The 23457-nt window shown below is 39.3% G+C and carries 22 protein-coding genes; 4 read left to right on the top strand and 18 right to left on the bottom strand.

The window, feature by feature from the left end; all coding sequences use genetic code 11:
* Nucleotides 1–17: 17 nt before the first annotated feature.
* The 4 genes from PHEP_RS02015 to PHEP_RS02000 are packed head-to-tail and all read right to left on the bottom strand — an operon-like array spanning nucleotide 18 to nucleotide 3841.
* On the bottom strand, nucleotides 18–629 hold the full coding sequence (locus PHEP_RS02015) for a ribonuclease HII (RefSeq protein WP_012780581.1): 612 nt from the start codon (nucleotides 627–629) through the stop codon (nucleotides 18–20).
* 29 nt (nucleotides 630–658) lie between these two features.
* Complete coding sequence (locus tag PHEP_RS02010; RefSeq protein WP_012780580.1) at nucleotides 659–1750, bottom strand: ABC transporter permease; 1092 nt, start codon at nucleotides 1748–1750, stop codon at nucleotides 659–661.
* Nucleotides 1750–2829: a glycosyltransferase family 2 protein gene (locus PHEP_RS02005; RefSeq protein ID WP_012780579.1), complete on the bottom strand. Its 1080-nt coding sequence runs from the start codon at nucleotides 2827–2829 to the stop codon at nucleotides 1750–1752. Before PHEP_RS02005 ends, PHEP_RS02010 begins: the two co-directional genes overlap by 1 nt.
* 34 nt (nucleotides 2830–2863) lie before the next feature.
* A complete protein-coding gene (locus PHEP_RS02000; RefSeq protein WP_012780578.1) occupies nucleotides 2864–3841 on the bottom strand; it encodes a hypothetical protein in 978 nt (325 codons plus the stop codon).
* 42 nt (nucleotides 3842–3883) lie between these two features.
* Between PHEP_RS02000 and ruvC the strand changes: the two genes are divergently transcribed.
* Nucleotides 3884–4447 (top strand): crossover junction endodeoxyribonuclease RuvC, encoded by a 564-nt coding sequence (gene ruvC, locus PHEP_RS01995; protein ID WP_012780577.1) that lies wholly within the window; start codon nucleotides 3884–3886, stop codon nucleotides 4445–4447.
* An 11-nt stretch (nucleotides 4448–4458) separates the two neighbouring features.
* Here ruvC and PHEP_RS01990 read toward each other — a convergent pair whose 3' ends face one another.
* From PHEP_RS01990 to PHEP_RS01945, 10 genes are all read right to left on the bottom strand, one after another.
* Nucleotides 4459–5301: a DUF4349 domain-containing protein gene (locus PHEP_RS01990; protein WP_012780576.1), complete on the bottom strand. Its 843-nt coding sequence runs from the start codon at nucleotides 5299–5301 to the stop codon at nucleotides 4459–4461.
* A gap of 141 nt (nucleotides 5302–5442) precedes the next feature.
* Entirely contained in the window at nucleotides 5443–5658 is a 216-nt protein-coding gene (locus PHEP_RS01985) for a hypothetical protein (RefSeq protein WP_012780575.1), read from the bottom strand.
* Between the two features lie 160 nt (nucleotides 5659–5818).
* Nucleotides 5819–6700 carry an ATP synthase F1 subunit gamma gene (atpG, locus tag PHEP_RS01980; protein ID WP_012780574.1) on the bottom strand — a complete coding sequence of 294 codons (882 nt, stop codon included), beginning with the start codon at nucleotides 6698–6700 and terminating at the stop codon, nucleotides 5819–5821.
* Nucleotides 6701–6774: 74 nt separating this feature from the next.
* The gene (gene atpA, locus PHEP_RS01975; RefSeq protein WP_012780573.1) at nucleotides 6775–8349 is read right to left on the bottom strand and encodes a F0F1 ATP synthase subunit alpha; all 1575 of its coding nucleotides are present in this window, start codon (nucleotides 8347–8349) and stop codon (nucleotides 6775–6777) included.
* 58 nt (nucleotides 8350–8407) lie between these two features.
* Nucleotides 8408–8956 carry an ATP synthase F1 subunit delta gene (gene atpH, locus PHEP_RS01970; RefSeq protein WP_012780572.1) on the bottom strand — a complete coding sequence of 183 codons (549 nt, stop codon included), beginning with the start codon at nucleotides 8954–8956 and terminating at the stop codon, nucleotides 8408–8410.
* A gap of 34 nt (nucleotides 8957–8990) precedes the next feature.
* The gene (gene atpF / locus PHEP_RS01965) at nucleotides 8991–9488 is read right to left on the bottom strand and encodes a F0F1 ATP synthase subunit B (RefSeq protein ID WP_012780571.1); all 498 of its coding nucleotides are present in this window, start codon (nucleotides 9486–9488) and stop codon (nucleotides 8991–8993) included.
* Between the two features lie 87 nt (nucleotides 9489–9575).
* Nucleotides 9576–9788: an ATP synthase F0 subunit C gene (gene atpE / locus PHEP_RS01960; protein WP_012780570.1), complete on the bottom strand. Its 213-nt coding sequence runs from the start codon at nucleotides 9786–9788 to the stop codon at nucleotides 9576–9578.
* Nucleotides 9789–9830: 42 nt separating this feature from the next.
* Nucleotides 9831–10952: a F0F1 ATP synthase subunit A gene (atpB, locus tag PHEP_RS01955; protein WP_012780569.1), complete on the bottom strand. Its 1122-nt coding sequence runs from the start codon at nucleotides 10950–10952 to the stop codon at nucleotides 9831–9833.
* Nucleotides 10953–10969: 17 nt separating this feature from the next.
* On the bottom strand, nucleotides 10970–11356 hold the full coding sequence (locus PHEP_RS01950; RefSeq protein WP_012780568.1) for a hypothetical protein: 387 nt from the start codon (nucleotides 11354–11356) through the stop codon (nucleotides 10970–10972).
* Between the two features lie 47 nt (nucleotides 11357–11403).
* Nucleotides 11404–11628: an AtpZ/AtpI family protein gene (locus tag PHEP_RS01945; RefSeq protein WP_012780567.1), complete on the bottom strand. Its 225-nt coding sequence runs from the start codon at nucleotides 11626–11628 to the stop codon at nucleotides 11404–11406.
* Nucleotides 11629–11730: 102 nt separating this feature from the next.
* Between PHEP_RS01945 and porW the strand changes: the two genes are divergently transcribed.
* Genes porW through uvrC form a run of 3 tightly spaced genes read left to right on the top strand, consistent with a single transcriptional unit; the run spans nucleotide 11731 to nucleotide 18541 of the window.
* Nucleotides 11731–14496, top strand: coding sequence for a type IX secretion system periplasmic lipoprotein PorW/SprE (gene porW, locus PHEP_RS01940; protein ID WP_012780566.1), 2766 nt, complete (start codon nucleotides 11731–11733; stop codon nucleotides 14494–14496).
* A 1-nt stretch (nucleotide 14497) separates the two neighbouring features.
* Nucleotides 14498–16720, top strand: a complete 2223-nt coding sequence (locus PHEP_RS01935) for a penicillin-binding protein 1A (protein ID WP_012780565.1) — start codon at nucleotides 14498–14500, stop codon at nucleotides 16718–16720.
* A 24-nt stretch (nucleotides 16721–16744) separates the two neighbouring features.
* Complete coding sequence (gene uvrC, locus PHEP_RS01930; protein WP_012780564.1) at nucleotides 16745–18541, top strand: excinuclease ABC subunit UvrC; 1797 nt, start codon at nucleotides 16745–16747, stop codon at nucleotides 18539–18541.
* A 53-nt stretch (nucleotides 18542–18594) separates the two neighbouring features.
* On the opposite strand, the gene porN is transcribed toward uvrC, so the two are convergent.
* From porN to porK, 4 genes are read right to left on the bottom strand one after another with little or no spacing between them, the layout of a single operon-like run.
* Nucleotides 18595–19482 carry a type IX secretion system ring subunit PorN/GldN gene (gene porN / locus PHEP_RS01925; RefSeq protein ID WP_012780563.1) on the bottom strand — a complete coding sequence of 296 codons (888 nt, stop codon included), beginning with the start codon at nucleotides 19480–19482 and terminating at the stop codon, nucleotides 18595–18597.
* Nucleotides 19483–19488: 6 nt separating this feature from the next.
* The gene (porM, locus tag PHEP_RS01920) at nucleotides 19489–21030 is read right to left on the bottom strand and encodes a type IX secretion system motor protein PorM/GldM (RefSeq protein WP_012780562.1); all 1542 of its coding nucleotides are present in this window, start codon (nucleotides 21028–21030) and stop codon (nucleotides 19489–19491) included.
* A gap of 46 nt (nucleotides 21031–21076) precedes the next feature.
* Nucleotides 21077–21886, bottom strand: coding sequence for a type IX secretion system motor protein PorL/GldL (porL, locus tag PHEP_RS01915; RefSeq protein ID WP_012780561.1), 810 nt, complete (start codon nucleotides 21884–21886; stop codon nucleotides 21077–21079).
* Between the two features lie 41 nt (nucleotides 21887–21927).
* Nucleotides 21928–23295, bottom strand: coding sequence for a T9SS ring complex lipoprotein PorK/GldK (porK, locus tag PHEP_RS01910; RefSeq protein ID WP_012780560.1), 1368 nt, complete (start codon nucleotides 23293–23295; stop codon nucleotides 21928–21930).
* Nucleotides 23296–23457 lie beyond the last annotated feature (162 nt).

Genomic DNA, 23457 nt, shown 5'->3' with positions numbered 1-23457 from the left:
TTATGTGAAAATACTAATTATCCCTCTATTTCGGAAAACAGGTTAAGTTGAGGGGGACTAACTGTAAAAGTTTTACGATGATATGGCGATAAACCATGCTCAAGTGCAGCAGAACGGTGTACCACTGTTGGGTAGCCTTTATTCTGATGCCATTGATAATGCGGATATTCATCTGAAATACGTTCCATAAACTCATCTCTATGAGTTTTGGCCAATATGGAGGCCGCTGCTATGTTCAGGTATTTACCATCTCCTTTAACAATACAGGCATGGGGGATATCAGGATATTTTTTAAACCGGTTGCCGTCAATACTTAAATATTGGGGTTTAACCAGTAATTTCTCTATGGCCCTGTGCATAGCGAGAAAGGAGGCATTCAAAATATTGATCTGATCAATTTCTATATTGTCAACTTCAGCAACTGCCCATGCGATGGCCTCTTTTTCTATAATGATCCTAAGTCTTTTACGTTGCTGATGATTAAGCTGTTTTGAATCATTCAGCTCCCCGGCAATAAAATCTGGCGGCAAAATCACTGCAGCAGCAAATACAGGTCCTGCCAGACAGCCCCGCCCAGCTTCATCGCATCCGGCTTCTATAAATTCTTGCTGATAACAGTTCAATAGCATACATCCAAAGTTAATAAATTCGGCTTTAGCTACACAGATATATTTTGCGATTTAACATCAAAAGCATCACGCAGGCCGATAGCCAGCAAGTTGAATGCATATACTGTAAGCATGATGGCCAGGCCCGGCAAAATGGCCAGGTAGGCGGCATCCATGATAATGTAACCGTAGTGTTCCTTGATCATTCCGCCCCAACTGGGCATAGGGGGCTGGGCACCGAATCCCAAAAAGCTTAATCCTGTTTCCAGCAAAATAGCTGAAGCAAAATTAGCTGAAGCAACAACCAGAATTGGCCCTGCAATATTGGGCAGGATATGTTTTACAATTGTTCTGGAAGTAGAGAACCCGAGTGCTTTTGAAGCTTCAACAAATTCGACTTCTTTTAAGGCCATAACCTGTCCGCGTACCAAACGGGCCACATCTACCCAGGTAGATAGCCCTACGGCAATAAATATCTGCCAGAAGCCTTTCCCCAATGCAAAAGAAATGGCAATAACCAATAACAGGGAGGGTAGTGACCAGATCACATTCATGAACCAGCTGATGGCCGCATCAGTTTTACCACCGAAATAACCGGCCAGGGCACCCAGACTTACCCCAATAAAGAGGGAAATGAGTACAGCCATCAGGCCGACCGATAAGGACACCCGGATACCAAGAATAAGCCGGCTTAGTAAATCGCGGCCATAAATATCTGTACCCAGCCAAAAGGTTTGCTCATACAATTGATCCTGTCCCAATAAAGGGTATGCAGATTCTTCTGCCAGCTCATCATCCCCTATATATTCCCTTACATAGATCTTATTTCCATCTATCCTTCCGGAGGTAATGGGAACGCTTTTAAAATCAGCTTCCTGACCGTATAACATCCGTTCAATGAAGTTCAGCTGTTTAACGCTCTCTTTCCGGCTGACAATTAAAAATTTAAATGTTCTGCCAGGTTTCTTATTGCTTAACTGGAGGTGCATGGTATTGGCCATCGGGGTTTGATCTGGTGTGATCAGGTAACCTAAAATCCCCATAATGGTTAATAATAAGATAAACAGCAGGCCACCAAAAGCCATCTTATTCTTCTTAAAGCGCTTCCATATTTTCCTTGAAGGACTGTTATTGATCTCCATTATTTTACCATTCTATCTTTCCAGTTATACTTTCCGGTATTTCCGGCAACGCCTATGTATACAATGTATAAAATATGCAATACATTAAGTACAGGCAATAATATCAGCAGGTTCCGTCTTTTGGCAAAGGCGGTTACATCGTATAAAAATAACAATTCAATCGTCATTTTCGCCAATAGCTGAACCACTGCCAGCTTAAAATAAAAACAGTTAAAAATACCTGAAGCTGCATTTAAAAGAATACTTAAATTAAATAGCCAGATGCAAACGCCCAATACGATGATCGATTTGTTTTTATATCGGGTACTTTTTGATGCCCATCGTTTACGCTGTTGAATGAATTCCTTTAATGTGGCTTTTGGATGTGTGTATACTACAGCATCCTCATTTTTTAAGAATCCGATATGGCCGTTAAACTTTGCGGCCATTTTATGTAACAGCAGCTCATCATCCCCTGAGGCAAGATCGTCAATTCCTTTAAAACCACCTACCTCGTAAAAAGCTTCCCGTTCGTAAGCTAAGTTGGCCCCATTACAGGTTGATGGTTTTCTATTGCCTATAGTTGAAGCACCCAAACCAATTAAATACAAAAATTCAAGCGTTTGTGCCTTTTCAAAAAAACTTTTTTCTTCAAAATAAGCAACCGGAGAGGAGATCATCTTATATTTCTTCTCCTCATAAAAGCTAACTATGGTTTTAAGCCAATCTGGTCCCATTCTGCAATCTGCATCAGTTGTAATGATCAAACTACCTCTAGCCTGGGCAATAGCAGTTTGTATAGCTTTCTTTTTATAGGAATTAAGGGGCTGATCTTCATTCAGACGAATGAGTTTCACTCCTTTATCAGAATAGGAACTGATAATGGCAGCAGTCTGGTCGGTAGAGTGATCGTCAATAAATATGATTTCCGTTAAATCCCTGGCGTAATTTTGGGCAATCAGATCTTCTATTGTTTTAGCAATGTTCGGGGCCTCATTACGGGCAGCAACAAGTACAGAAACTTTTGTGGTTAAAATTACTGGTTGCGGTTTAAAATTTATCAGTTTATGCCATCCTCTTATGAAGGTGATCACCACCATCACATATAAAACCGTTAAAAAAGACGATATAAGGCTAATTGCGTTGAGTATTTCCAAAAAAATTAAGTTTAAACACAAAATAAGAGCCTAATATAGCAGGAATTATAATATTTATCAGCCATATACTTGCTGTGCATGCAATAACAGCTACATCATGATCGGTAACAAAACTAAAGAAATAAGCAGCGGTATAACTCCTTACGCCTATATCAAACAAATCGAGAGAAGGGAGTGTAGATTGGACAAAAAATAATATACATACCATTGTTAAAATATCCAGAGGATGGATTCCGGGTATCAGCCAGAAGAAAAGAATAAAATACTGTGAGCTGAATACAAAATATCTTGCCAGGCAAAACAACAGGATATACAGCAGTTCTTTTTTACTATACCTGGCCAGAATGCTATAAAATTTCTTGTATTTGCGCGTAAACCGCATGGAAAGCAAAATCCCGTTCAGCCATTTGATGTTAAAGTAAAACACCATAAAAAAAGCACAGAACATTGCAGAAAGCACGATTAAAGCATAGAACAGTCTGTAATCAAGCGGAACAAACCGATAAATAAATATGCTTATCGCTATTGCTCCAAAAACATTTGTCAGCACCATCTGGCCAATATTTCCAACGGCCATGGCTACAACACCTATAATGCGCCGTTTAGGCGAAAGGAAAAATACTCTGCCCCCATACTCGCCAATGCGATTAGGCGTAAATACAGCCCAGGTTAGTCCGCAAAAAACAGATTCAATAGCCCGCCATAAACTAATACTTTCAATACGGGCTATTAATCTTTTCCATTTTAATGCTTCGACACCCCAGTTAACCAGCATCAATAAACAAACTATACCAAGGATAAGGATAATTTCAGTTTGGGGAATCTGTTTTAAAAGATCTTCAAAAGCACGTAAGTTTTCATTGGAAGACAGTTTTTTGTATACAAACCAAAATGCAATGATTACAATTGCGGTTTTAAGAAAGTATGATAATGTCTTTTTATAATTGGATGTCAACTTTTTTAATTTACTCTGTGCAAATATGCTTAATATTGTTTTATGTTGGTTGAAAAAAAGGAAAGGGTGATCATGGGCATAGATCCCGGTACTTCAATAATGGGCTACGGAGTAATACTTGAACGGGGCAGTAAAATTGAACTGATCACCATGGGGATTGTAAGGATGGATCATCTGGACGATCATTTCTTAAAGCTTCAGCGGATATTTGAGAAAACAGTAAGATTAATTGATGAATATAAGCCTGATATTTTAGCCCTGGAAGCCCCTTTTTACGGAAAAAATATTCAGGTAATGTTAAAATTAGGGCGTGCACAGGGTATTGCCATGGCTGCGGCCTTATCAAAAAATATCCCAATTAACGAATATGCACCCCGAAAGATCAAGCAGTCGATTACAGGGAATGGCAGCGCCGGTAAAGAACAGGTGGCTGCAATGCTGCAAAGACTGCTGAATTTTAAAGAAACCCCAGAGTTTTTAGATGCGACAGACGGGCTGGCTGTGGCAGTTTGCCACTCTTTTCAAAAAATAGGTACTGCCGGTAAGGGCAAAACCTACTCGGGTTGGGAATCTTTTGTGAAAGACAATGGAAAACGCTTGAAATAGAAGCGTTCATTCTATGCCTGGGCTCTCCTTTTCCGGTAATACCTGAAAGTAAAATAACCTGCAAGCAGCAACAGGATCAGCATCCATAAATTGGTCAGGATCAGGATAAATTCTTTAAAAATCATCCAGCCATTTTGAATATTAAGTACAAATCTTCTTAAAAAATCAGGTTTGTAATCATAAAGTGAATCATTGGCTACAATCATTTTTTTAACGGTATTGTCCTGGTAAAAGTTAAGGGTAATGTTGCTGTACTGCACGCGGCTGTCAATCTGCATATTCTGGATCTTTTTATCCACATAATCATCCTTAACACCTAAAGCCGGCCCTACACTATTGCTTTTCTTACTGGCATGTTTGTCCAGCTGGTTCGCAGCCTCTGCCCTGTTTTGGTTTTTGAGCTTGTTACTCAGGTAAACCAGGCTCTGGTCATCAAGTTTCATGGACTGGAAATCAACAAAGACAGCCATTTTAGCCACTTTATTGGTAAACTCATCCAGTTTGTCTGAAGGGATTTTCGCCGTAACGGCTCCCTCCGTTCTGTAAGCTGTAAGCTCAAGTAGGGAGTCAGCAGAATATTTAACTTTGTCAGTTTGCTGGATATTGCTTTGAATAGTAAATTCTGCAATATCCCCGCCTTCAGCTTTTATTGCAGCACTTAACTGTGCTTTAGTATCTTGCACATCCCTGACCCTAAAACGCATATCTGCAGTCTTAATGATCTTCTTAGTAAGTGCAGTATCCGCATTTTCCAGATTGGCAGCAGTTACATCTGCACTTTCGTAAGACTTATTTGTATTACTGCAGCTCCAAAAAGTAAAAATTATTACAGGATAAACAAAATATGATTTCATAATATTAAAGGTTAGATTTCTCCTTAATACCAAGGGCTGGCTGAAGTAACCTTAAAATATTTCTGTTCACTAAAATATTACAAAAAACCCTCAACAGCATAAGTGTTGAGGGTCTAAATTCTTAAAAACTATTTATCCAGCTTATGCAGCCAGTATCTTAAATACACCTTTACATGCTACGATAGAACCTACAAAAAGGATTACCCATGAAACAATTGACAAGGTTGTCGAATCGCCTGCAAAACGCAGATAAACGCCCAAAATACTAATTAAGATGCCTACAACCATCAATTTGTAGATTGAGATCTCATTAGCTCTTTTCATGCTTTCTGTATTGTGTTTTGGTGTCTGTTCCATGTTATTTTTATTTATGGCACAAAAATAATATTTATTAGCTAAAAAGCAGTATAACCCCTTACTTTTTTGAACAAGTTATCATCTGCATCTCTGAATGGTCTTCATCCCATAAAAAAAGCCCCTGTCGATGAGACAGGGACTTTAAAATATTTTTTCTGTATTAACCGTTCAATGCTGCCGCACCACTTACGATCTCTGTAAGCTCTGTGGTAATCGCAGCCTGACGTGCCTGATTGTAAGACAGTTTTAATGCTTTTAACAAATCTCCAGCATTCTCAGTTGCTTTATCCATCGATGTCATACGCGCGCCATGCTCAGAAGCATGAGAATCCAGTACTGCTTTATACAATTGGGTCTTAACGGATTTAGGGATCAACTGTGCTACAATTTCTTCCTGAGAAGGCTCAAGGATATAATCAACATTAGAAGTCTTTGTCTGCTCAGCGCTTTCGGGTTTTGGCAAAGGCAACAATTGCTCAGTAGTTAAAAGTTGTACCGCTGCATTCTTAAACCTGTTGTAAACCAGCTCCACTCTGTCAAACTCTCCTTTTACAAACCCGGCCATAATGGCGTCGGTAATTTTAGTTACATTTTCAAAAGTAAGCGCAGCATATACTTCATTATTGTTTCCAACCACTTTATAATTACGCTTTTCGTAAAAATCCTGCGATTTCTTGCCAATAGCAACGATGCTTACATTACCATTTTTAAGTTGTTCGCTGTATTTTTCTGCAATTAAATTATTGGCAGTTTTAATTACGTTCATATTAAACGCACCGGCAAGACCACGGTTAGAAGAAACTACTACAACTAATACCTTGTTAGGCTCACGTTCCTGTATAAAAGGTGATGATGATCCTTCCAGGCTAGCAGAAAGATTTCCTAAAATTTCTTTCAGCTTTGTTGCATAGGGACGTAATTGTATAATAGCATTCGTTGCACGTTTCAACTTAGCCGCCGAAACCATCTTCATGGCTTTGGTAATCTGCTGTGTTGACTGCACCGATGCGATACGAATTCTTACTTCTTTTAAATTAGCCATTTATTGTTAGCATTTGGCAACCGGTATCTGAATTTACAGATGTAAGATACCGGTTGCCAGTTTAATATTTCTGATTAATATTTACTTGAAAGTTCTTTTGCTACAGTTTCCAGTACACTGGTAATCGCATCATCAAACTTTCCGGCCTTTAATGCTTTCAGTGTATCAGGATGACGCAATTCCAATTGTTGTAAATACTCAGCCTCAAATTCTCTCACTTTATTTACAGGGACAGAACGCATTAAGTTCTTGGTACCTACATAAATAATTGCCACCTGCTTTTCAACAGTCATAGGAGAGAACTGCCCTTGTTTCAAGATCTCTACGTTACGCGCACCTTTATCCAATACAGATTTAGTAGCTGCATCAAGATCAGAACCGAATTTAGAAAACGCCTCTAATTCGCGGTATTGGGCCTGGTCCAGTTTTAAAGTACCGGCTACTTTCTTCATCGATTTGATCTGGGCATTACCACCCACACGTGATACCGAGATACCTACGTTAATGGCCGGACGGATACCAGAGTTAAATAAGTTAGACTCTAAGAAGATCTGACCGTCAGTAATCGAAATTACGTTGGTAGGGATATATGCAGAAACGTCACCAGCCTGAGTTTCAATAATAGGAAGCGCAGTTAATGACCCGCCACCTTTAACAATACCTTTCAATGATTCAGGTAAGTCATTCATTGCCTGTGCAATTTCATCATTTGAGTTGATCTTAGCGGCACGCTCTAACAAACGGCTATGCAGGTAAAATACATCACCTGGATAAGCCTCACGACCCGGTGGACGACGAAGTAACAACGACACCTCACGGTAAGCCACAGCTTGTTTAGACAAATCATCATAAACGATCAAAGCAGGCCTTCCTGTATCACGGAAGAACTCACCGATAGCTGCACCAGAGAAAGGAGCATAAAATTGTAGTGGAGCCGGCTCGGCAGCAGAAGCTGCAACAACTACTGTATAAGGCATTGCACCGTTTTCTTCCAACGTACGTACAATATTTGCTACAGTACTTGCTTTTTGTCCGCAAGCTACATATATACAGAATACAGGATTACCTGCTTCATAAAATTCTTTTTGGTTGATGATGGTGTCAATACAAACCGCAGTTTTACCTATCTGACGGTCACCAATAACCAGCTCACGCTGACCACGACCGATTGGAATCATACCATCGATAGCTTTGATACCTGTTTGTAAAGGCTCAGTAACTGGCTGACGATAGATTACTCCCGGAGCTTTACGCTCAATAGGCATCTCATAAGTCTCGCCAATAATAGGTCCTTTACCATCTATAGGCTCGCCTAATGTATTCACAACACGCCCTAGCATACCTTCACCAACTTTGATAGAGGCAATTTTTTTAGTACGTTTTATCGTATCACCTTCTTTGATCGTGTCAGATGGGCCTAAAAGTACCACACCCACATTATCTTCTTCAAGGTTCAAAACAATTCCCTGTAAGCCGGTTTCAAATTCAACTAATTCACCCGATTGAACTTTAGTTAAACCATAAACACGGGCAATACCATCGCCCACCTGCAATACAGTACCAACTTCTTCAAGTTCTGCTTCTGATTTGAAGCCCGCCAATTGTTGCCTGATAATTGCCGATACTTCGTCTGGTCTTACCTCTACCATAATTTTATATTATTTCTTTTGTAAATTCAGTATTTGTTATCTTATATCTTCCCTAAGGTTAAACAACACCCTGGGCAAATTCTTTTTTAAGTTTACTTAAACTGCTGGCTATGCTGGCATCAAATTGCCTGTCACCCACTTTTAAAATAAAGCCACCTATCAGTTTGTCATTCACTTTTTCCTTAATCACAACCTCATTGGCACCGATTTCTTTTTTAACGATTGCTATAATTTCGGCCCTGCTTTCAGCAGTAAGTTCAGTAGCGCTGGTTACATAAGCAGTTACAATTCCTTTAAGTGCATTATATTGTGCAACAAAAGCTTTTGATGTGTCAAATAGAATTGCAGAACGGCCTTTACTTACCATTAGCTTAAAAAAAGCTCTAGTAACTTCGTTGACCTTTGCGCCAAACACATCCTCCAGAATCCCGGCTTTTTTATCCAAAGGGACAATAGGATTTTTAAGGATAGCCTCCAGTTCAGGATTGTGATCAATTACCTGCTCTAAAAAAACCATATCATTTTTAATTTCTTCAAGGGCATTGCGCTCTTCTGAAAGATCAATTAATGATTTGGCGTATCTCGATGCTGCTTTATTTTCTGACATTTTTTACGATATATCTTGCTAAACAAACTAAAAACTAGTTTAATTCAACATCTTTTAAAAGATTAGCGACTAAATCCTCTTGTTTAGCTTTATCCTGGAGTTGATTGCGCAATACGCGCTCAGCAATATCCAATGATAAAGTTGAAACCTGGGTTTTCAATTCAGCCAAAGCTGCCTTTTTCTGATTCTCAATCTCAATCTTTGCTTTTTCAATCAGTTTAGCACCTTCATTGTGCGCCTGTGTTTTTGCTTCATTAACAATACTGTCTTTAAGGGCTTTCGCTTCTTTAAGGATCAGATCACGTTCTGAACGAGCTTGCTTAAGCAGCTCTTCGTTCTGAGTAGTTAAACGTGCCATTTCCTGTTTAGCCAGTTCAGCTTTATTCAAAGCCTCATCAATGCTTTGCTCACGTTCGTGAATAGAGGCTAAAATAGGTTTCCATGCAAATTTTTTAAGCAAAATCAACAAGCAGATAAATGCTATCGCTGTCCAAAAAACCAATCCTATACTTGGGAGAACTAAAGGGTTCATATATTTTTAAATTCTTAATGTAATTTAATTAGACCGGAAAAATAACCAACCGTTAAATTCCCGGTCCTAAATAATTCTGAATTGCTATTAAACTTGTAAGCCTAATAAAGCAACTACCACACCGAATAAAGCAGCACCCTCAATAAGGGCAGCAGCAATAATCATTGCAGTTTGAATTTTTGATGCAGCCTCAGGTTGACGGGCAATACCTTCCATTGCTTTACCACCTACTTGACCGATACCGATACCGGCACCAATTACTGCTAAACCGGCACCAATTGCCGCGATTGAACCTACCATAACTAATTTAATTTATATAATTTGTAAAAAATAGTTTTCTAATTAATGATGCTCTTCTACTGCCATACCAATAAACAAGGCAGTAAGTAATGTAAAAATAAAGGCCTGTAAAAATGCAACCAATAGCTCCAGCACATCCATGAACAATACGAAGGCAACTGAAACCGGTGCAATAGCCAGTGTTTCAAAAATAAAAATCAAACAGATTAAACTCAACACGATAATATGACCGGCAGTAATATTCGCGAACAAACGGATCATTAAAGCAAAGGGCTTTGAAATGATACCAATTAATTCCACCGGAATCATAATGGGATACAACCACCAAGGCACATCAGGCAGGAATATATGTTTCCAGTAGTATTTGTTGCCATTGATATTTACAACAATCATAGTAAATAGCGACAATACAAAAGTTAAAGCAATATTACCGGTTACATTGGCCCCACCTGGAAAGATAGGTATCAGGCCCAGTAAATTGTTAATCCAGATAAAGAAAAACACAGTAAGCAGGTATGGCATAAACTTCGCATATTTATGACCAATGTTCGGCTTGGCAATATCATCCCTAACAAAAACGATGATAGGCTCAACAAAAGACTGTAATCCTTTAGGTGCTTTACCCGTACGTTTTTTATATGTACCTGCTACCGAAATAAAAATGATCAATATAACCGCGATGGCTATAAACATCGCCGCAACATTTTTTGTAATTGAAATATCAATCAGCTTCGCAGAAGCGGCTTCATCAACCAAACCATCAGCACCCACAATTTTAATCCTGTCTTCAACCAAACGGTAAGTATTTTTCGCACTTGTGTAATCATGTTCACCATGATGAAAACGACCAGATGAAAAAACATCAAATCCTGCAGGGGTATATACAATTACCGGGAGCGGCATAGAAACATGTCCCCAAAAATGCCACATATGCGAATCCGCAATATGTTCCATAATTACCTTAGTAGGCTCAAATTTTTCTTTTCCATGTTTCGCCTCATGCGAAACACCTTCAGGAGCGGCAAGTGCAGCAGTATCCTGAGCGGCAACAACACTGTCAACCTGAGCAAAAGCCGGCGGCGTAACAGAAAAAAACGCTAAAAAAAGCGTAAAAACAACAATTAACCTATTCACTTTAAACTCAAAAACGTGGCTACAATCCATTTAGTCGCAGATTTTTACTATTTATTTTGGTGGCGCAAGTTACGTAACAAAGCGTATATTTCAAAGAAGCTGAACAATAAATATAAAGAAAAAAAATTCAGCACCATAATTAATCCTTTTTCTTTACTGTTTAGACTGTAAATCAGCACAAAAGCCATAGAAAAAAGCATTTTCAGTGTAATAGATCCCATAATGGCCATGATTCCCGTTTCCGGATGGCGTTTTATCCCCAAATAAGCCAGTACATAAGCAATATAAGTAACACCAGAAAAAAAAATAAACAAAGTCCAGAAGCTCGAAACAAACAACTTCACATCAGGTAAAAAAAAAGGAAGAAAATAGGCAACTGCTGCTAAACAGGCAGCGTATAAGAAATATAAAAAAGTAAATTTGGTCAGGCTCAATTTTTATGTTTTTTCACAAAAGTAGACATAACTATTGGCTTCAACAATCAGGAGTCATTTTTATTTAGTTGCTTTACAACCTGGTACATTGAAATGGCTACACCTAACAAACTGAACCCCGCAGTAAAGATTGGTGTTTTGGCATTGCGATAAACATCAATTTTATGTCCAATGAAGGCAAACACGCCAATAACAACTATCATTTGAAAGCTAATAGAAGAGTATTTCGCAAAAGCATTCAGGTTCTTTTTTCTTTGATTAGGGTCTTTCATAAACAAATGTGCTATAAATAAAAACGTGTTTTGTTAAGAAATTATTGATGAATAAAATACTTTTGTATATATATTGTTGTTTATAAGTTTTAACTCGTCCTATTGAAAAATTACGCTACCCACAATTTAAAGGTAATATTATTTAGCTTATGCAGCTGCATAATATATGCTTGCGGTTCCCAAAAAGACAATGCGACCACCAGAAGCATGCAAAACTTAACCGCCAGATATAACTATATCTATAATGCCAAAGTCATATTAAATACACACCAGCAAGAGCTTGCCGAAGCATACCCTGAAAATTACGACCAGGTTTTGCCGGTTTATCTTGGTCCGGAAATCGATAGCAATTTTATAGTGAAAGATGGTAACGGGGCTAAAACAATGGACGATATTATCAAAAAAGCACAGATTATTATTCTTGAGAAAAGCTATAGTAACTACCTGGATGATGCTTATATCCTGCTGGGAAAGGCCAACTTTTTTAAAGGTAATTACTTTAATGCAGCCGAATATTTTGATTATGTCATAAAGAATTATAAAAACAACACGAAAAGTTATGTGGAGGCTTTAAACTGGAAAGCCAGGAGCCTGATGCAGGTGAGGAGGTTAAATGAGGCCAAACTAACACTAGATACACTTGCCTATATGATCCCCGACTTAAAGAAAAATACGGCTGAACCATTAGCGACACTTGCCCAGCTATCCATATATCATCATAAAAATGCAGTAGCAATCTCCTACTTAAAAGATGCCGTGAAGGCAAGCCATGATAGCCAGCACAAAATCAGGTGGACCTATATCCTGGCCCAACTTTCCGAACAACAAAAGAACTATTCCGAAGCGTTATTAAGTTACCGTAAGGTGCAAAAGAGCAATGCACCTTTCGAAATGTATTTCAATGCCAATCTGAACCGCATTAAAATTAATGCCTTGTTAAGTGGCAAAAAAATTAACAAACAGGATGAATTGCTCGCATTGTTAAAAGACGATAAGAATACCGATTATATTGACCAGATCTATTATCAGATTGCAGAGAGTTTAATTGCAGATGAAGCTTATGCGGAAGCTAAAAAGTACGATCTCCTGTCGATTCAGAAAAGCACAAAAAACCAATATCAGAAAGGCCTTTCCTATTTAAAAATTGCCGACCTGAATTTTAAGCATTTCCATGATTATCTGAATGCAAAACTATATTATGACAGTGCTGTTAATACATTGCCTAAAACCTACCCGGGTTTTGAACTTATTGTAAAAAAGAATCAAAACCTAGAATACCTGACCAAACGATATGAGACCATTGCCAAGGAAGATACGCTGCAAAACATTGCCCGGTTACCTGAAAAGGAACGTGAGGCAAAAATACAGGCAATCTTTAATCCTGTTGGCAGACCTGATCTTGTAAATACACAGGTTAGCCCTAATACCAGCCCATTGGCCTTTAACCTGTCGGAAAGCAATAAGCCCCAAACTTCCAGCACTTTTTATTTTAGCAATGCTGCTGCACTCAGTAAAGGGTATTCGGACTTTAAGAAAAAATGGGGCAACAGAAAACTGGAAAACAACTGGCGCCAGAGTATTCGTTCATCTGCCCAGACCACCAATCAGGACATTACAAATAACATGGCTACCGCCTTGGCCAATAATGCAGGAATTGACAATCCTGGGCTTTCTGATAAAACGGCTGAAATAAAAGCCTACACGACAGCTCTGCCTTTAACTGCCGGACAACTTGCTCAATCCAATCAAAAAATCATTGATGCTTATTACGATATTGCCAGTTTCTATCTACAGGAACTTAACGACCCTGAAGAAGCAGAAGAGGTATACCAGATCCTTTTAAACCGTTTTCCAGGCAACAACCATCTGGCAGCTTCCTATTATGGCCTATTTCTCATTTATAAAAATAAAGACCAAACAGCAGCAACAAATTATAAAAACAAAATTTTAAAAGAATTTCCTGGCACTGTATATGCAAAAACAATTCTTGATCCCTCATTTTCTTTAAAACAAACGGAACTGGAAACTACCCTCAATAAAGAATACAATAGCATTTTTGAACAATACCAGAAAAAAGATTTTACAGGTGTAATGCAAATGGCTGATCAGGTTCTAAAAAATAAAGAGGAAAATTACCTGTCCCCACAATACGCTTATTTAAAAGCAATAGCCATAGGCAGGACAAACCACGTGGACACACTTTTAACTACATTTAATGGAATAACGAATTCATTTCCAGACGACAAGCTGATCACTCCCCTGGTCAAAGATCATATTGCTTATATCAATGAACACCTCCAGGATTTTCAAAAAAGAAAAATTGCATTGATAGACTTTGATCCGAATGAACCTCCTTTTGCCATCCGTCAGGCACCTGCACCAAGTGTAACTGCCCGGCAAGAGGTGATTCCCGCAGTTCAGCAAAACAATAAAATTGAATCTGCGGCAGTAACAAACGTACCCAAAACAGAAAAACCAATACCAGCCGTTCCTATTAAAGTAGAAGGTATGTTTAGTACTGCGGTTTCGACAGTATATTATTATGTTATTGATGTAGCCGATGCCTCATTAACGCTTAGCTCTTCACGTTTCGGTATCGGGCAATTTAACAGGGGAAACTATTCGGGCCAGAATTTAAGGCATCAATTGAAAGAATTTGACAATGACCAGCTCATATATGTAGGGAACTTTAGTAATTTTGACGAGGCTAAAACTTATGCAGATGGCATAAGCCCTCAGCTAAAACAAATAATGAAGGTTCCAGCTAGTATTTATACTGGTTTCGTGATCAGCAAAGAAAACTTCGATAAATTAACCAGTAAAGATATTCTGAACAAATACCTGGAATTCTATAAAAACAATTATTAAAATGAACAAAAAACTTTCACAAGAGGACATCAGGAAGTATAATTATAGATTATGGAAGTTATTGATTGGAGGGATGGTATTGTTTGCACTGTTCATTATGGCAATTGGATTCGGATTATTTGGAGAACTGCCATCTTTCAGAGATATTGAGCACCCAAAAAGCAACCAGGCATCAGAAATCCTTGCGGATGACAGCAGGGTACTGGGCACCTATTTTGTACAGAACCGTTCTAATGTAAGTTATCAGGAAATCTCACCCAATGTAATCAATGCATTAATCGCAACAGAAGATATTCGTTTTAAAGAGCATTCGGGTATAGATTTCAAACGTACATTCACGATATTTCTGTATGCACTTGTAGGTAAAAAACAAGGTGGCAGCACCATTACCCAGCAACTCGCATTAAACCTGTTCTCGGAAGAGGGCAGACAAAAGAATTTTTTAAAGCGTATCCTCCAAAAATTTCAGGAATGGGTAATTGCAGTAAAGCTGGAACGCAATTATACCAAAGAAGAAATACTTGTTATGTACCTGAATACGGTTGATTTTGGAAACCAGGCTTATGGTATAAAATCAGCCGCAAGGGTATATTTCAATACCACGCCCGATCAACTGACGGTAGCGCAGTCGGCTACCCTCATTGGAATCCTGAAAGGGATCAGCCGGTATTCTCCAACGCGTAACCCCGACCGCTCGCTTGCCCGCAGAAATACAATTATGGGTTTAATGGTAAAAGCAGATTTACTTACCCAACAGCAACTGGATACAGAGAAAGAAAAACCACTTGGCCTAAGATTTAGTGCAGCAACTGTAAATGATGGCATTGCTCCTTATTTCAGAGCAGTACTGAAAAGTGATATTAAAAGAATTTTTCAGGAACGCTCTATACTAAACAATGGTGTTCCCTATGATCTGGACAGGGACGGGCTTAAAATCTATACGACCTTAAATTACGACATGCAGATCTATGCTGAAGAAGCACAAAAAGAATACATGAAAACCCTGCAGCTTTCATTTATAAAAAGCTGGAAAGGCCGGGATCCTTTTAAAGGTAAGGAAATGCAGATAGAACAGGGGATTAAAAGATCCGATAGATATAAAGCACTTCAGCTGGAAGGAAAATCAGAGCAGGAAATCAAAGCCGATTTCAATACACCAACCAGGCTGACAATTTTCACCTGGAAAGGGAATATTGACACGTTAATGAAACCTATCGATTCTGTAAGGTACTATAAAATGCTATTGAGGAATGCCATGATGGCCATGGATCCCCAAACCGGATTGGTAAAGGCATGGGTTGGCGGCATCAATTATGAACACTTTAAATATGACCAGGTAAAAATGGGCACGCGACAGGTTGGTTCTACGGCAAAACCATTTACCTACGCAGTTGCCATAGAGAACGGTTATTCTCCTTGTTATAGTGTACTTAATGAGCCTGTAACCATTGAGGTGCCAGGAAGTAAACCCTGGATACCAAGGTCATCAGGAACCGTTCCGGGGTACTTAACCTTGCAGAAAGCCCTGGCACTTTCCCAGAACTATATTGCGGCCTATTTAATGAAACAGGTTGGACCAACTGCAGTGGCGACGCTCGCTAAGAAAATGGGGATTACTTCAGATGTTCCTGCCTATCCATCTATCGCACTGGGCTCTTTTGATGCCTCCGTTTACGATATGGTTGGTGCTTACAGCGTTTTTGCCAATAAGGGTGTGTGGACTAAACCAACCTATATTGTAAGAATAGAAGATAGGAACGGCGTAGTGTTATATAGCGAAAAACCGATTCCGGTGCCGGCTATGAATGAAGAGGTGGCTTATGTAATGACCCGTATGTTAAGGGGTGTGGTTACCAATGGTACAGGTTGGCGTTTGGCCGGAAGGTTTGGGGTTAAGGCTGCCATTGGCGGAAAAACAGGTACCACGCAAAATAACTCAGATGGGTGGTTTATGGGCATCAGTCCACAACTGGTTGCGGGTGTGTGGACGGGCTGCGAGGATCGTGCCTTTCATTTCATCAGCACTGCACAGGGTGATGGAGCTACTACCGCGCTTCCAATTTTTGCTGGTTTCATGAAACGGGTTTATGCCAATCCGAAGTTAAAAATTTCTCAGGCCGATTTTGAGCCTCCTAAAAGCGGTGTATCAATTATATACGATTGCAATCAATACCAGCAACAGCAGGAACAAAAAACAGAATTAGACGAAAAACTAGGTTTTTAATAGCCTTAAACATATTATTTCCCAATGAGTGCTTTCGATCATAAAAAGGCCCTGACCAACATACCACATAAACCTGGTATTTACCAGTACTGGGATGCAGAAGGTACGCTTATTTATATCGGTAAAGCTAAAGATCTACGAAACCGGGTAGGCTCCTATTTCAACAAAGACAATCAGATGAACGGAAAAACCAGGGTACTGGTTTCCCGGATCCGTAAAATTACCTTTACCATTGTTGATACAGAAATAGACGCCTGGCTACTGGAAAACAGTCTGATCAAAAAGCATCAGCCAAGATATAACATCCTGCTCAAAGATGATAAAACCTATCCCTGGATCATCATTAAAAAAGAACCTTTCCCCAGGGTATACTGGACAAGGAAAATGATAAAAGACGGATCAACTTATTTTGGCCCTTATGCTTCTGTTGGTATGATGCACACCATCATCGACCTTATTAAAGAAACCTATCCCTTAAGAACCTGTAACCTGCCACTCAGCAAAAAAAATATTGACGATGGTAAATTCAAGGTATGCCTTGAATACCAGATCGGGAACTGCAAAGGGCCATGTCAGGCCTATCAGACCGAACCCGATTACGATTCAAATATTGAAGAGATCAAAGATATTCTCAATGGAAAAATCGGCAATGTCATTAAAGACGTAAAACGGGTTATTAAAAAGTCAGTAGATGAATTAAATTTTGAACTAGCCCACCAGTACCAGCGTAAATTGATGGTATTAGAAAAATACCAGAGCAAATCAACGGTAGTAAACAGTGCCATCACCAATGTAGATGTAGTTAGTATCGCTTCTGATGAACGTTACGCTTTTGTGAATTACCTTAAAGTAATGAACGGAAGTATCATTCAAACACAAACCATTGAGATTAAGAAACGCCTGGATGAAACTGATGAAGAGCTTCTTACTATTGCCATAATGGAATTCCGCACCAGGTTTAATAGTACCTCAAAAGAGATCATTGTCCCTTTTGACATTACATTAACGGATGAAAATCTTAAGTTTACTTTACCCAAACTGGGGGAAAAGAAAAAACTGCTTGAACTCTCACAGAAAAACGTATTGTTCTTTAAAAAAGAGAAGCTAAACCAGTACGAGAAATTAAATCCTGATCTGAGAACAGACCGGATCCTTAGTCAGATGCAGAAAGACCTTGGGCTTACAAAAAGCCCCAAACACATCGAATGCTTTGACAATTCCAACTTCCAGGGCAAGTACCCGGTTTCTGCCATTGTTGTTTTTAAGGACGCCAAACCTTCTAAAAAAGATTACAGGCATTTCAATGTGAAAACAGTAGAAGGACCAAATGATTTTGCCACCATGGAAGAGGCTGTTTACAGGCGTTATAAGCGCATGCTGGAAGAAGAGAACACCTTACCTGAACTCATCATCATTGATGGAGGTAAGGGCCAGCTTTCCTCTGCCATGAACAGTTTAAAGAAACTGGGCATAGAAAAACGGGTTACTGTAATCGGAATAGCTAAAAGATTGGAAGAATTGTTTTTCCCCGGTGATCCATATCCTTTATACCTGGATAAAAAATCGGAAACCTTAAAAGTAATTCAGCAGCTACGCGATGAGGCTCACCGCTTTGGTATCACCTTCCACCGAAAAAAGAGAGATCAGGGCACACTGAAAACAGAATTGGAACAAATTCCCGGCATTGGTAAAACCACTGCCGATAAACTACTCAGGCATTTCAAATCTGTTAAAAAAATAAAAGAGGCTAAAGAAGAAGAGTTAACTATGGTACTTAATAAAACTCAGGTAAAAACCCTTTTAGATTACTTTACAAGATAAAAGCCTCAATGTAATGCATTGAGGCTTTTATTTTATCTAATGAAAAACAAAAATTAATATTCCCATAAACTTTGCTCATAATCTGAAATGGATTTTTTGATTCGCTCAGACTCATATAGTTTTCTGGTGTCCTTAGGATCTGTCTGGCCCAAAATATCCACTATATTCTTATTTGCGGGGTTTGTTTCTTTTACTACGTAACTTGAAAATAAACGCCTTACAAAAAAATCGTCAAAGGTAAGTTGTGAAGCATCGTTAAGGGGGTTAACCAGACGCTTTTTACTCAATAATTCCCTTGCATCGTCATAATAGATCCAGAATACCGGCTGCCAGTTCCCCTCTACCATCTTCATAGGAGCCAAACCTACTATTCTTGGTTCAAAGATAGAGCGCTTGGTATCCAAGATCCAATCTTCTTTGATCCTGAATTTTAAAAACTCATCAGATCTTAGTTTTCTCAGTTTTGGTTCTGCAATTTTACCGGTTACCGAATCTGCTACACCTTCTGTTACCCCTCTCGCCCCTTGCAAAGCCTGTTGGGCAGTAAGTGCAATCTTAAATGAATCGTTATCTTCCAGGATTTTACCCGAGGTGGTATCCTTTGGAGAATATACGGTAAGCTCTTCATTCCCTACGGCCTCCAGCAATATGTCAATCAATTTGGCATCTTCTGCTTTCAGTACAGAATTTATGGTATCCCTCAAGTCAATTTCACGCCATATACGTTTTGCATAGTAAACATCTTCTTCCCTTACATCTGCATAAGGAACCATTACAGCACTATCCACATCTGTTCTAACCGAATATCCGTCCTTTGGCGGGGTTTTTATCTTCAACCTCGCCTTCTTAGCAGAATCCACAGGTGCTGCTGTATTGTTTACCTGCGCAAAAGCACTTACACTCAGCAACAGAAATACGATAATACCTACAATGTTCTTCATATTCTATTATTTAGCTACAAATGTAATACCATCTAAAACTTTTTGTCTTCCATCTGGTCCTTCACATACAATATCTTTAAATATAATGGTAGCACCCGGCTTAATTGAGTTTAAAGCCCCTTTTATTTGTCCGCCAAAACCACCGCCGTTGTTTGCAATGGTAACAGCATCTGAACGTGGATTAATAAAAGTAGCCGAAAAGCGTACCACCCTAAATTTCACATCAAATACAAAATCTTCCAGTTGCGTTTCAATAGCACCAGCTCCCTCAATCCATTCCAGAGGAACATTCCCACCTGACTTACCTTTAATATAGGCCCTTGGTGTAGGCAATGCTTTAACCCTGAACTGCTGCGACCCCAGGTTTAATGACTTTCCCCCGTTACTTGCAGAAACATTGATGCTTAAGGTCTTGCCAACCTGATCCCCACCAACCATCACTGAATACTGGCCGCTTCCAACTTTTTTTATTGATCCGCCTGAGATGCTTGCATTCACACTTTCCAAAGCAAAGCCTGCTGCCGAAACAGAAAAAGGATTGGCAATTCCGGCATAAATTACGTTCATCTTATCTGGCGAAACTGTTGCCGAAGGCTTGGCCACCTGATAGCTTTGTTCAGGAGTTTTGTACTCCTTTACCTGACCATCTGTTTGTTTCACCCTAATTACACCCGACCATTTAAAAACACCAACGCTTCCTGTACCACCTGTATAAGTTCCCTTGCCATCTTTAACAGCCAGCGAACTTCCGTTAACAGTAATAACAGGGTTGGACCTGGAATCACTTGCAGTTAAAAATACCTGTGCAGTATAAGGCTGACCTTGTATCACGTACGAACTTGGGGCTACTGCAACAGCATCAAACTGATCCAGGTTAACCAAAGCCTTGTCCATATTGCCAAACAGTTTCTTAACTACTTCGGCTTCAGCATTTTTTACATCCGACTGGATCTTGCTTAATATTGTATTGGCAGCAGTTAATGGGGTTCCTTCACCAAAATTAATGTCTACCCACTCCTTTTTTCCATTTACCTGTTTTACAGCATCCTTTGCTTCCAAAGAAAAGGTTACACCAGCACGATCCTTTTCGTCCAATAAGTCAATCAGCTTTTCACGGGTCTCATTAATTTTGGCTTTCAACTTAAACCCTTCCTTTTGGTTTATCATAATTCCCTGGGCAATGTCCATATTTTCCCGCAGTTTTATATCGCCTGTTTCCTCATTAATTCCCTCACCAGCTGTAACAAATTTATCTTTCAATTGCTGAACATAACTGTTCAGTTCATCAGCATAAGCTTTAGCCTTATTGGCCTTTTCCCATATAGGTTGGGCCCTTGCTGGTTCATCCTTTAATTTTGTATTCTGAAACGATGAGAATAACTGGTCAATGCTTGTATTTACATTAGTTTTAGACGTAACCAAACTGTCATTAATGTTTTTGAAAGCATTAAGTATAGTATCTGATACGTTTAAAGCAAGCATAGCCAACAATACCAAATACATGATATTGATCATCTTCTGCCTCGTTGTCTCTTTTCCTCCGGCCATTTTTAATTAGGTCTGTTTGGTTAAATAATAACTAATTGATTACTAATTATACACGTGGCTGGTTCATGGCAGACAGCATATTGCCATAAATGGCATTTAATGAGGATAAATTCTTGGCAAGTTTACCAACCTCCTCCTTAAATTGTTTTGAGTCTTCCATAGATTCATTGAAATTATTCATTGTCAATGATAAGTTCTGATAAAACTTGTTCATCGATTTCAAATGTGCACTTGAATCCTGGAGTTCCAGTTCATAGACGGCATTTAAAGCCGACAGATTTTTGGCAAGCGCATTTACCTGGTCGTGATAAGCTGTAGAAGCTGTATTACTGTTCCCCATTTCTACCAGCTGTGAAGTAGCTTTCTCAAAAGCACCGTTCAGCGTATCAAAACTTGCAGAAGCTGTTTTTAGCTTCCCTGTAAATTCGTTGGTAGCCGATGAAGCATCTGCAACATTCGAAATTGCCGCAACCTTATCCCCAAATGTGCGGAGACCAGTACCCAGACTTTCAATCAGTTCAGGCCCAATCTTAGCATCTACCAGCATTTTATCCAATGCTGCAGTAGAAGAAAAACCTGCAGCAGCTGCAACAGGTCTTGCCGATGATTTAGGCAATTCACCGCTAAAATCTGCACTCAGTTCTGGGTATACCCGCTCCCATGGAAGTTCCTGTTCTGGTTGTCTGAAACCCGTCAGGAAGAACAAACAAGCCTCAACACCCAAACCTATACCAATCGCGTAGTTACCCAATGCACCACCAATATGTAATATTTTAAATAATGCACCTAAAATTACAATACTGGCTCCCCAGGATATTGCCACATGTAACCAATCGAATTTTTTCTTTGCTGCCATTGTCTTCGTTAATAAAGGATTAAGATTTTATTTTTAGTTTTTTAGTTTCTGTAAGTGATGTCAGTTCCAGGATATGCAGAAACACACCTGAAGCCTATATAAGATCTGGCCTGGTCCTGGTACTCATAAGTACCCACTGAATTTTGGAGGAAGAAGCCAATATCTTTCCATGATCCGCCCCTTACTACTTTACGTTTCATGTATTTACTGTCACCGGTTTTGGCTACATAAGTAAAGTTAGGGTTAAAATCAAGCAGCATAGGGGCTGCAGATTGGTTGTAGGCTGTTATTGTCCATTCCGAAACATTACCAGCCATATTATAAAGACCATAATCGTTAGGAAAATAAGACTTTACGTTTACCGTGTACAGTCCACCATCATCTGAATAATTTCCACGGCCAACCTTAAAGTTTGCCTGCATACATCCTTTTGTATTGCGTACATAAGGGCCACCCCATGGGTATTTGGTTTTTACATTACCTCCCCTGGCGGCGTATTCAAACTGAGCCTCACTTGGCAGTTGATATTCTGGTCTGGCATTAATCGGCTGTTTCCTGGATACAGCAACCGATTCATAAAAACGGGTACGCCATACGCAAAAAGCACTGGCCTGTTCCCAGGTTACCCCAACAACCGGATAGTCATCATATGATGGATGGTTAAAATAGGTTTTAACCATTGGATCATTCTGAGAATAAGAGTAGTCCACTTTCCACACCAAAGTATCAGGATAAACAGGAACAGAAGGATGATGGTTTGGATTACTTGGATCTGGATTGTCCGTATAAGTAATGATAAAATCCTGTCTCTTTTTGGATGGGTCCTTCCTGCCCTCAACGGCAAGATCGGAGCTTACATAACTGTAAGCATACCTTAATTTCCTGATGTCAATCTCATCTCTCCCAGGCAGGGCATCTGCACCACTATAATACATATCGGTCAGCTTATTCCCTAATCCATTATTTTTTTTGCTCCACAGTGCAGACCCATTACCGATCTTTCTCCAGTCTATATTTCTGTTTGCACCCAGGGCAGCCCCACCACCTGGTCCCGTAGGTGCCGGTTTAAAATATGTAGGAGCCCCAGACGGGCCTAACGAAGTTACCGCAACGGAATCTCTCACCCAATATACAAACTGCCTGTATTCAGCATTTGTAATTTCAGTCTGATCCATAAAAAAAGCACTAAAAGAAGTCATCCTGGCAGGAGAGCTTTGCGTATTGTTAATATCCTCATCAGACATCCCAATTAAAGTCCTTCCAGGCGGGATATATACCATTCCCAAAGGGATTCTGTTGTTCCTGAATTTCCTATTATAAACTCCAACCAACTCCCCCTGTCCTCCTTTTCCACAACTCGAAAATAATGCAGCGATAGTAATAAAAGCAACAAAGTATACGTTTCTCATATATAGCGTCAAGCAATTTTATAACAATTTTATCAATTTTGATTGATATAAACAATTATTAAGTCATAAAAATGTGACTTAAAATAAAAATAAACTAAAGTCTGGCATTTTTATTGCCAAGATGAATATTTTTAAGAAAAATTTTAAACTATTAGCTAACAG

The organism is Pedobacter heparinus DSM 2366 (assembly GCF_000023825.1).
GTDB lineage: Bacteria > Bacteroidota > Bacteroidia > Sphingobacteriales > Sphingobacteriaceae > Pedobacter > Pedobacter heparinus.
Note: the sequence above shows the minus strand (reverse complement) of the source record. Positions and strands in the feature narration are given on the sequence as shown.

What these genes read in the sequence shown, in the direction of transcription:
- atpE (WP_012780570.1), bottom strand. Translation starts at nt 9,788, where the DNA reads ATGGTAGGTTCAATCGCGGCAATTGGTGCCGGTTTAGCAGTAATTGGT.
- PHEP_RS01990 (WP_012780576.1), bottom strand. Translation starts at nt 5,301, where the DNA reads ATGAAATCATATTTTGTTTATCCTGTAATAATTTTTACTTTTTGGAGC.
- PHEP_RS02005 (WP_012780579.1), bottom strand. Translation starts at nt 2,829, where the DNA reads ATGGTGGTGATCACCTTCATAAGAGGATGGCATAAACTGATAAATTTT.
- porM (WP_012780562.1), bottom strand. Translation starts at nt 21,030, where the DNA reads ATGGCCGGAGGAAAAGAGACAACGAGGCAGAAGATGATCAATATCATG.
- PHEP_RS01985 (WP_012780575.1), bottom strand. Translation starts at nt 5,658, where the DNA reads ATGGAACAGACACCAAAACACAATACAGAAAGCATGAAAAGAGCTAAT.
- atpF (WP_012780571.1), bottom strand. Translation starts at nt 9,488, where the DNA reads ATGAACCCTTTAGTTCTCCCAAGTATAGGATTGGTTTTTTGGACAGCG.
- PHEP_RS01935 (WP_012780565.1), top strand. Translation starts at nt 14,498, where the DNA reads ATGAACAAAAAACTTTCACAAGAGGACATCAGGAAGTATAATTATAGA.
- porK (WP_012780560.1), bottom strand. Translation starts at nt 23,295, where the DNA reads ATGAGAAACGTATACTTTGTTGCTTTTATTACTATCGCTGCATTATTT.
- PHEP_RS02015 (WP_012780581.1), bottom strand. Translation starts at nt 629, where the DNA reads ATGCTATTGAACTGTTATCAGCAAGAATTTATAGAAGCCGGATGCGAT.
- porL (WP_012780561.1), bottom strand. Translation starts at nt 21,886, where the DNA reads ATGGCAGCAAAGAAAAAATTCGATTGGTTACATGTGGCAATATCCTGG.
- atpA (WP_012780573.1), bottom strand. Translation starts at nt 8,349, where the DNA reads ATGGTAGAGGTAAGACCAGACGAAGTATCGGCAATTATCAGGCAACAA.
- ruvC (WP_012780577.1), top strand. Translation starts at nt 3,884, where the DNA reads ATGTTGGTTGAAAAAAAGGAAAGGGTGATCATGGGCATAGATCCCGGT.
- uvrC (WP_012780564.1), top strand. Translation starts at nt 16,745, where the DNA reads ATGAGTGCTTTCGATCATAAAAAGGCCCTGACCAACATACCACATAAA.
- PHEP_RS02010 (WP_012780580.1), bottom strand. Translation starts at nt 1,750, where the DNA reads ATGGAGATCAATAACAGTCCTTCAAGGAAAATATGGAAGCGCTTTAAG.
- atpH (WP_012780572.1), bottom strand. Translation starts at nt 8,956, where the DNA reads ATGTCAGAAAATAAAGCAGCATCGAGATACGCCAAATCATTAATTGAT.
- porN (WP_012780563.1), bottom strand. Translation starts at nt 19,482, where the DNA reads ATGAAGAACATTGTAGGTATTATCGTATTTCTGTTGCTGAGTGTAAGT.
- atpG (WP_012780574.1), bottom strand. Translation starts at nt 6,700, where the DNA reads ATGGCTAATTTAAAAGAAGTAAGAATTCGTATCGCATCGGTGCAGTCA.
- PHEP_RS01945 (WP_012780567.1), bottom strand. Translation starts at nt 11,628, where the DNA reads ATGAAAGACCCTAATCAAAGAAAAAAGAACCTGAATGCTTTTGCGAAA.
- atpB (WP_012780569.1), bottom strand. Translation starts at nt 10,952, where the DNA reads ATGGATTGTAGCCACGTTTTTGAGTTTAAAGTGAATAGGTTAATTGTT.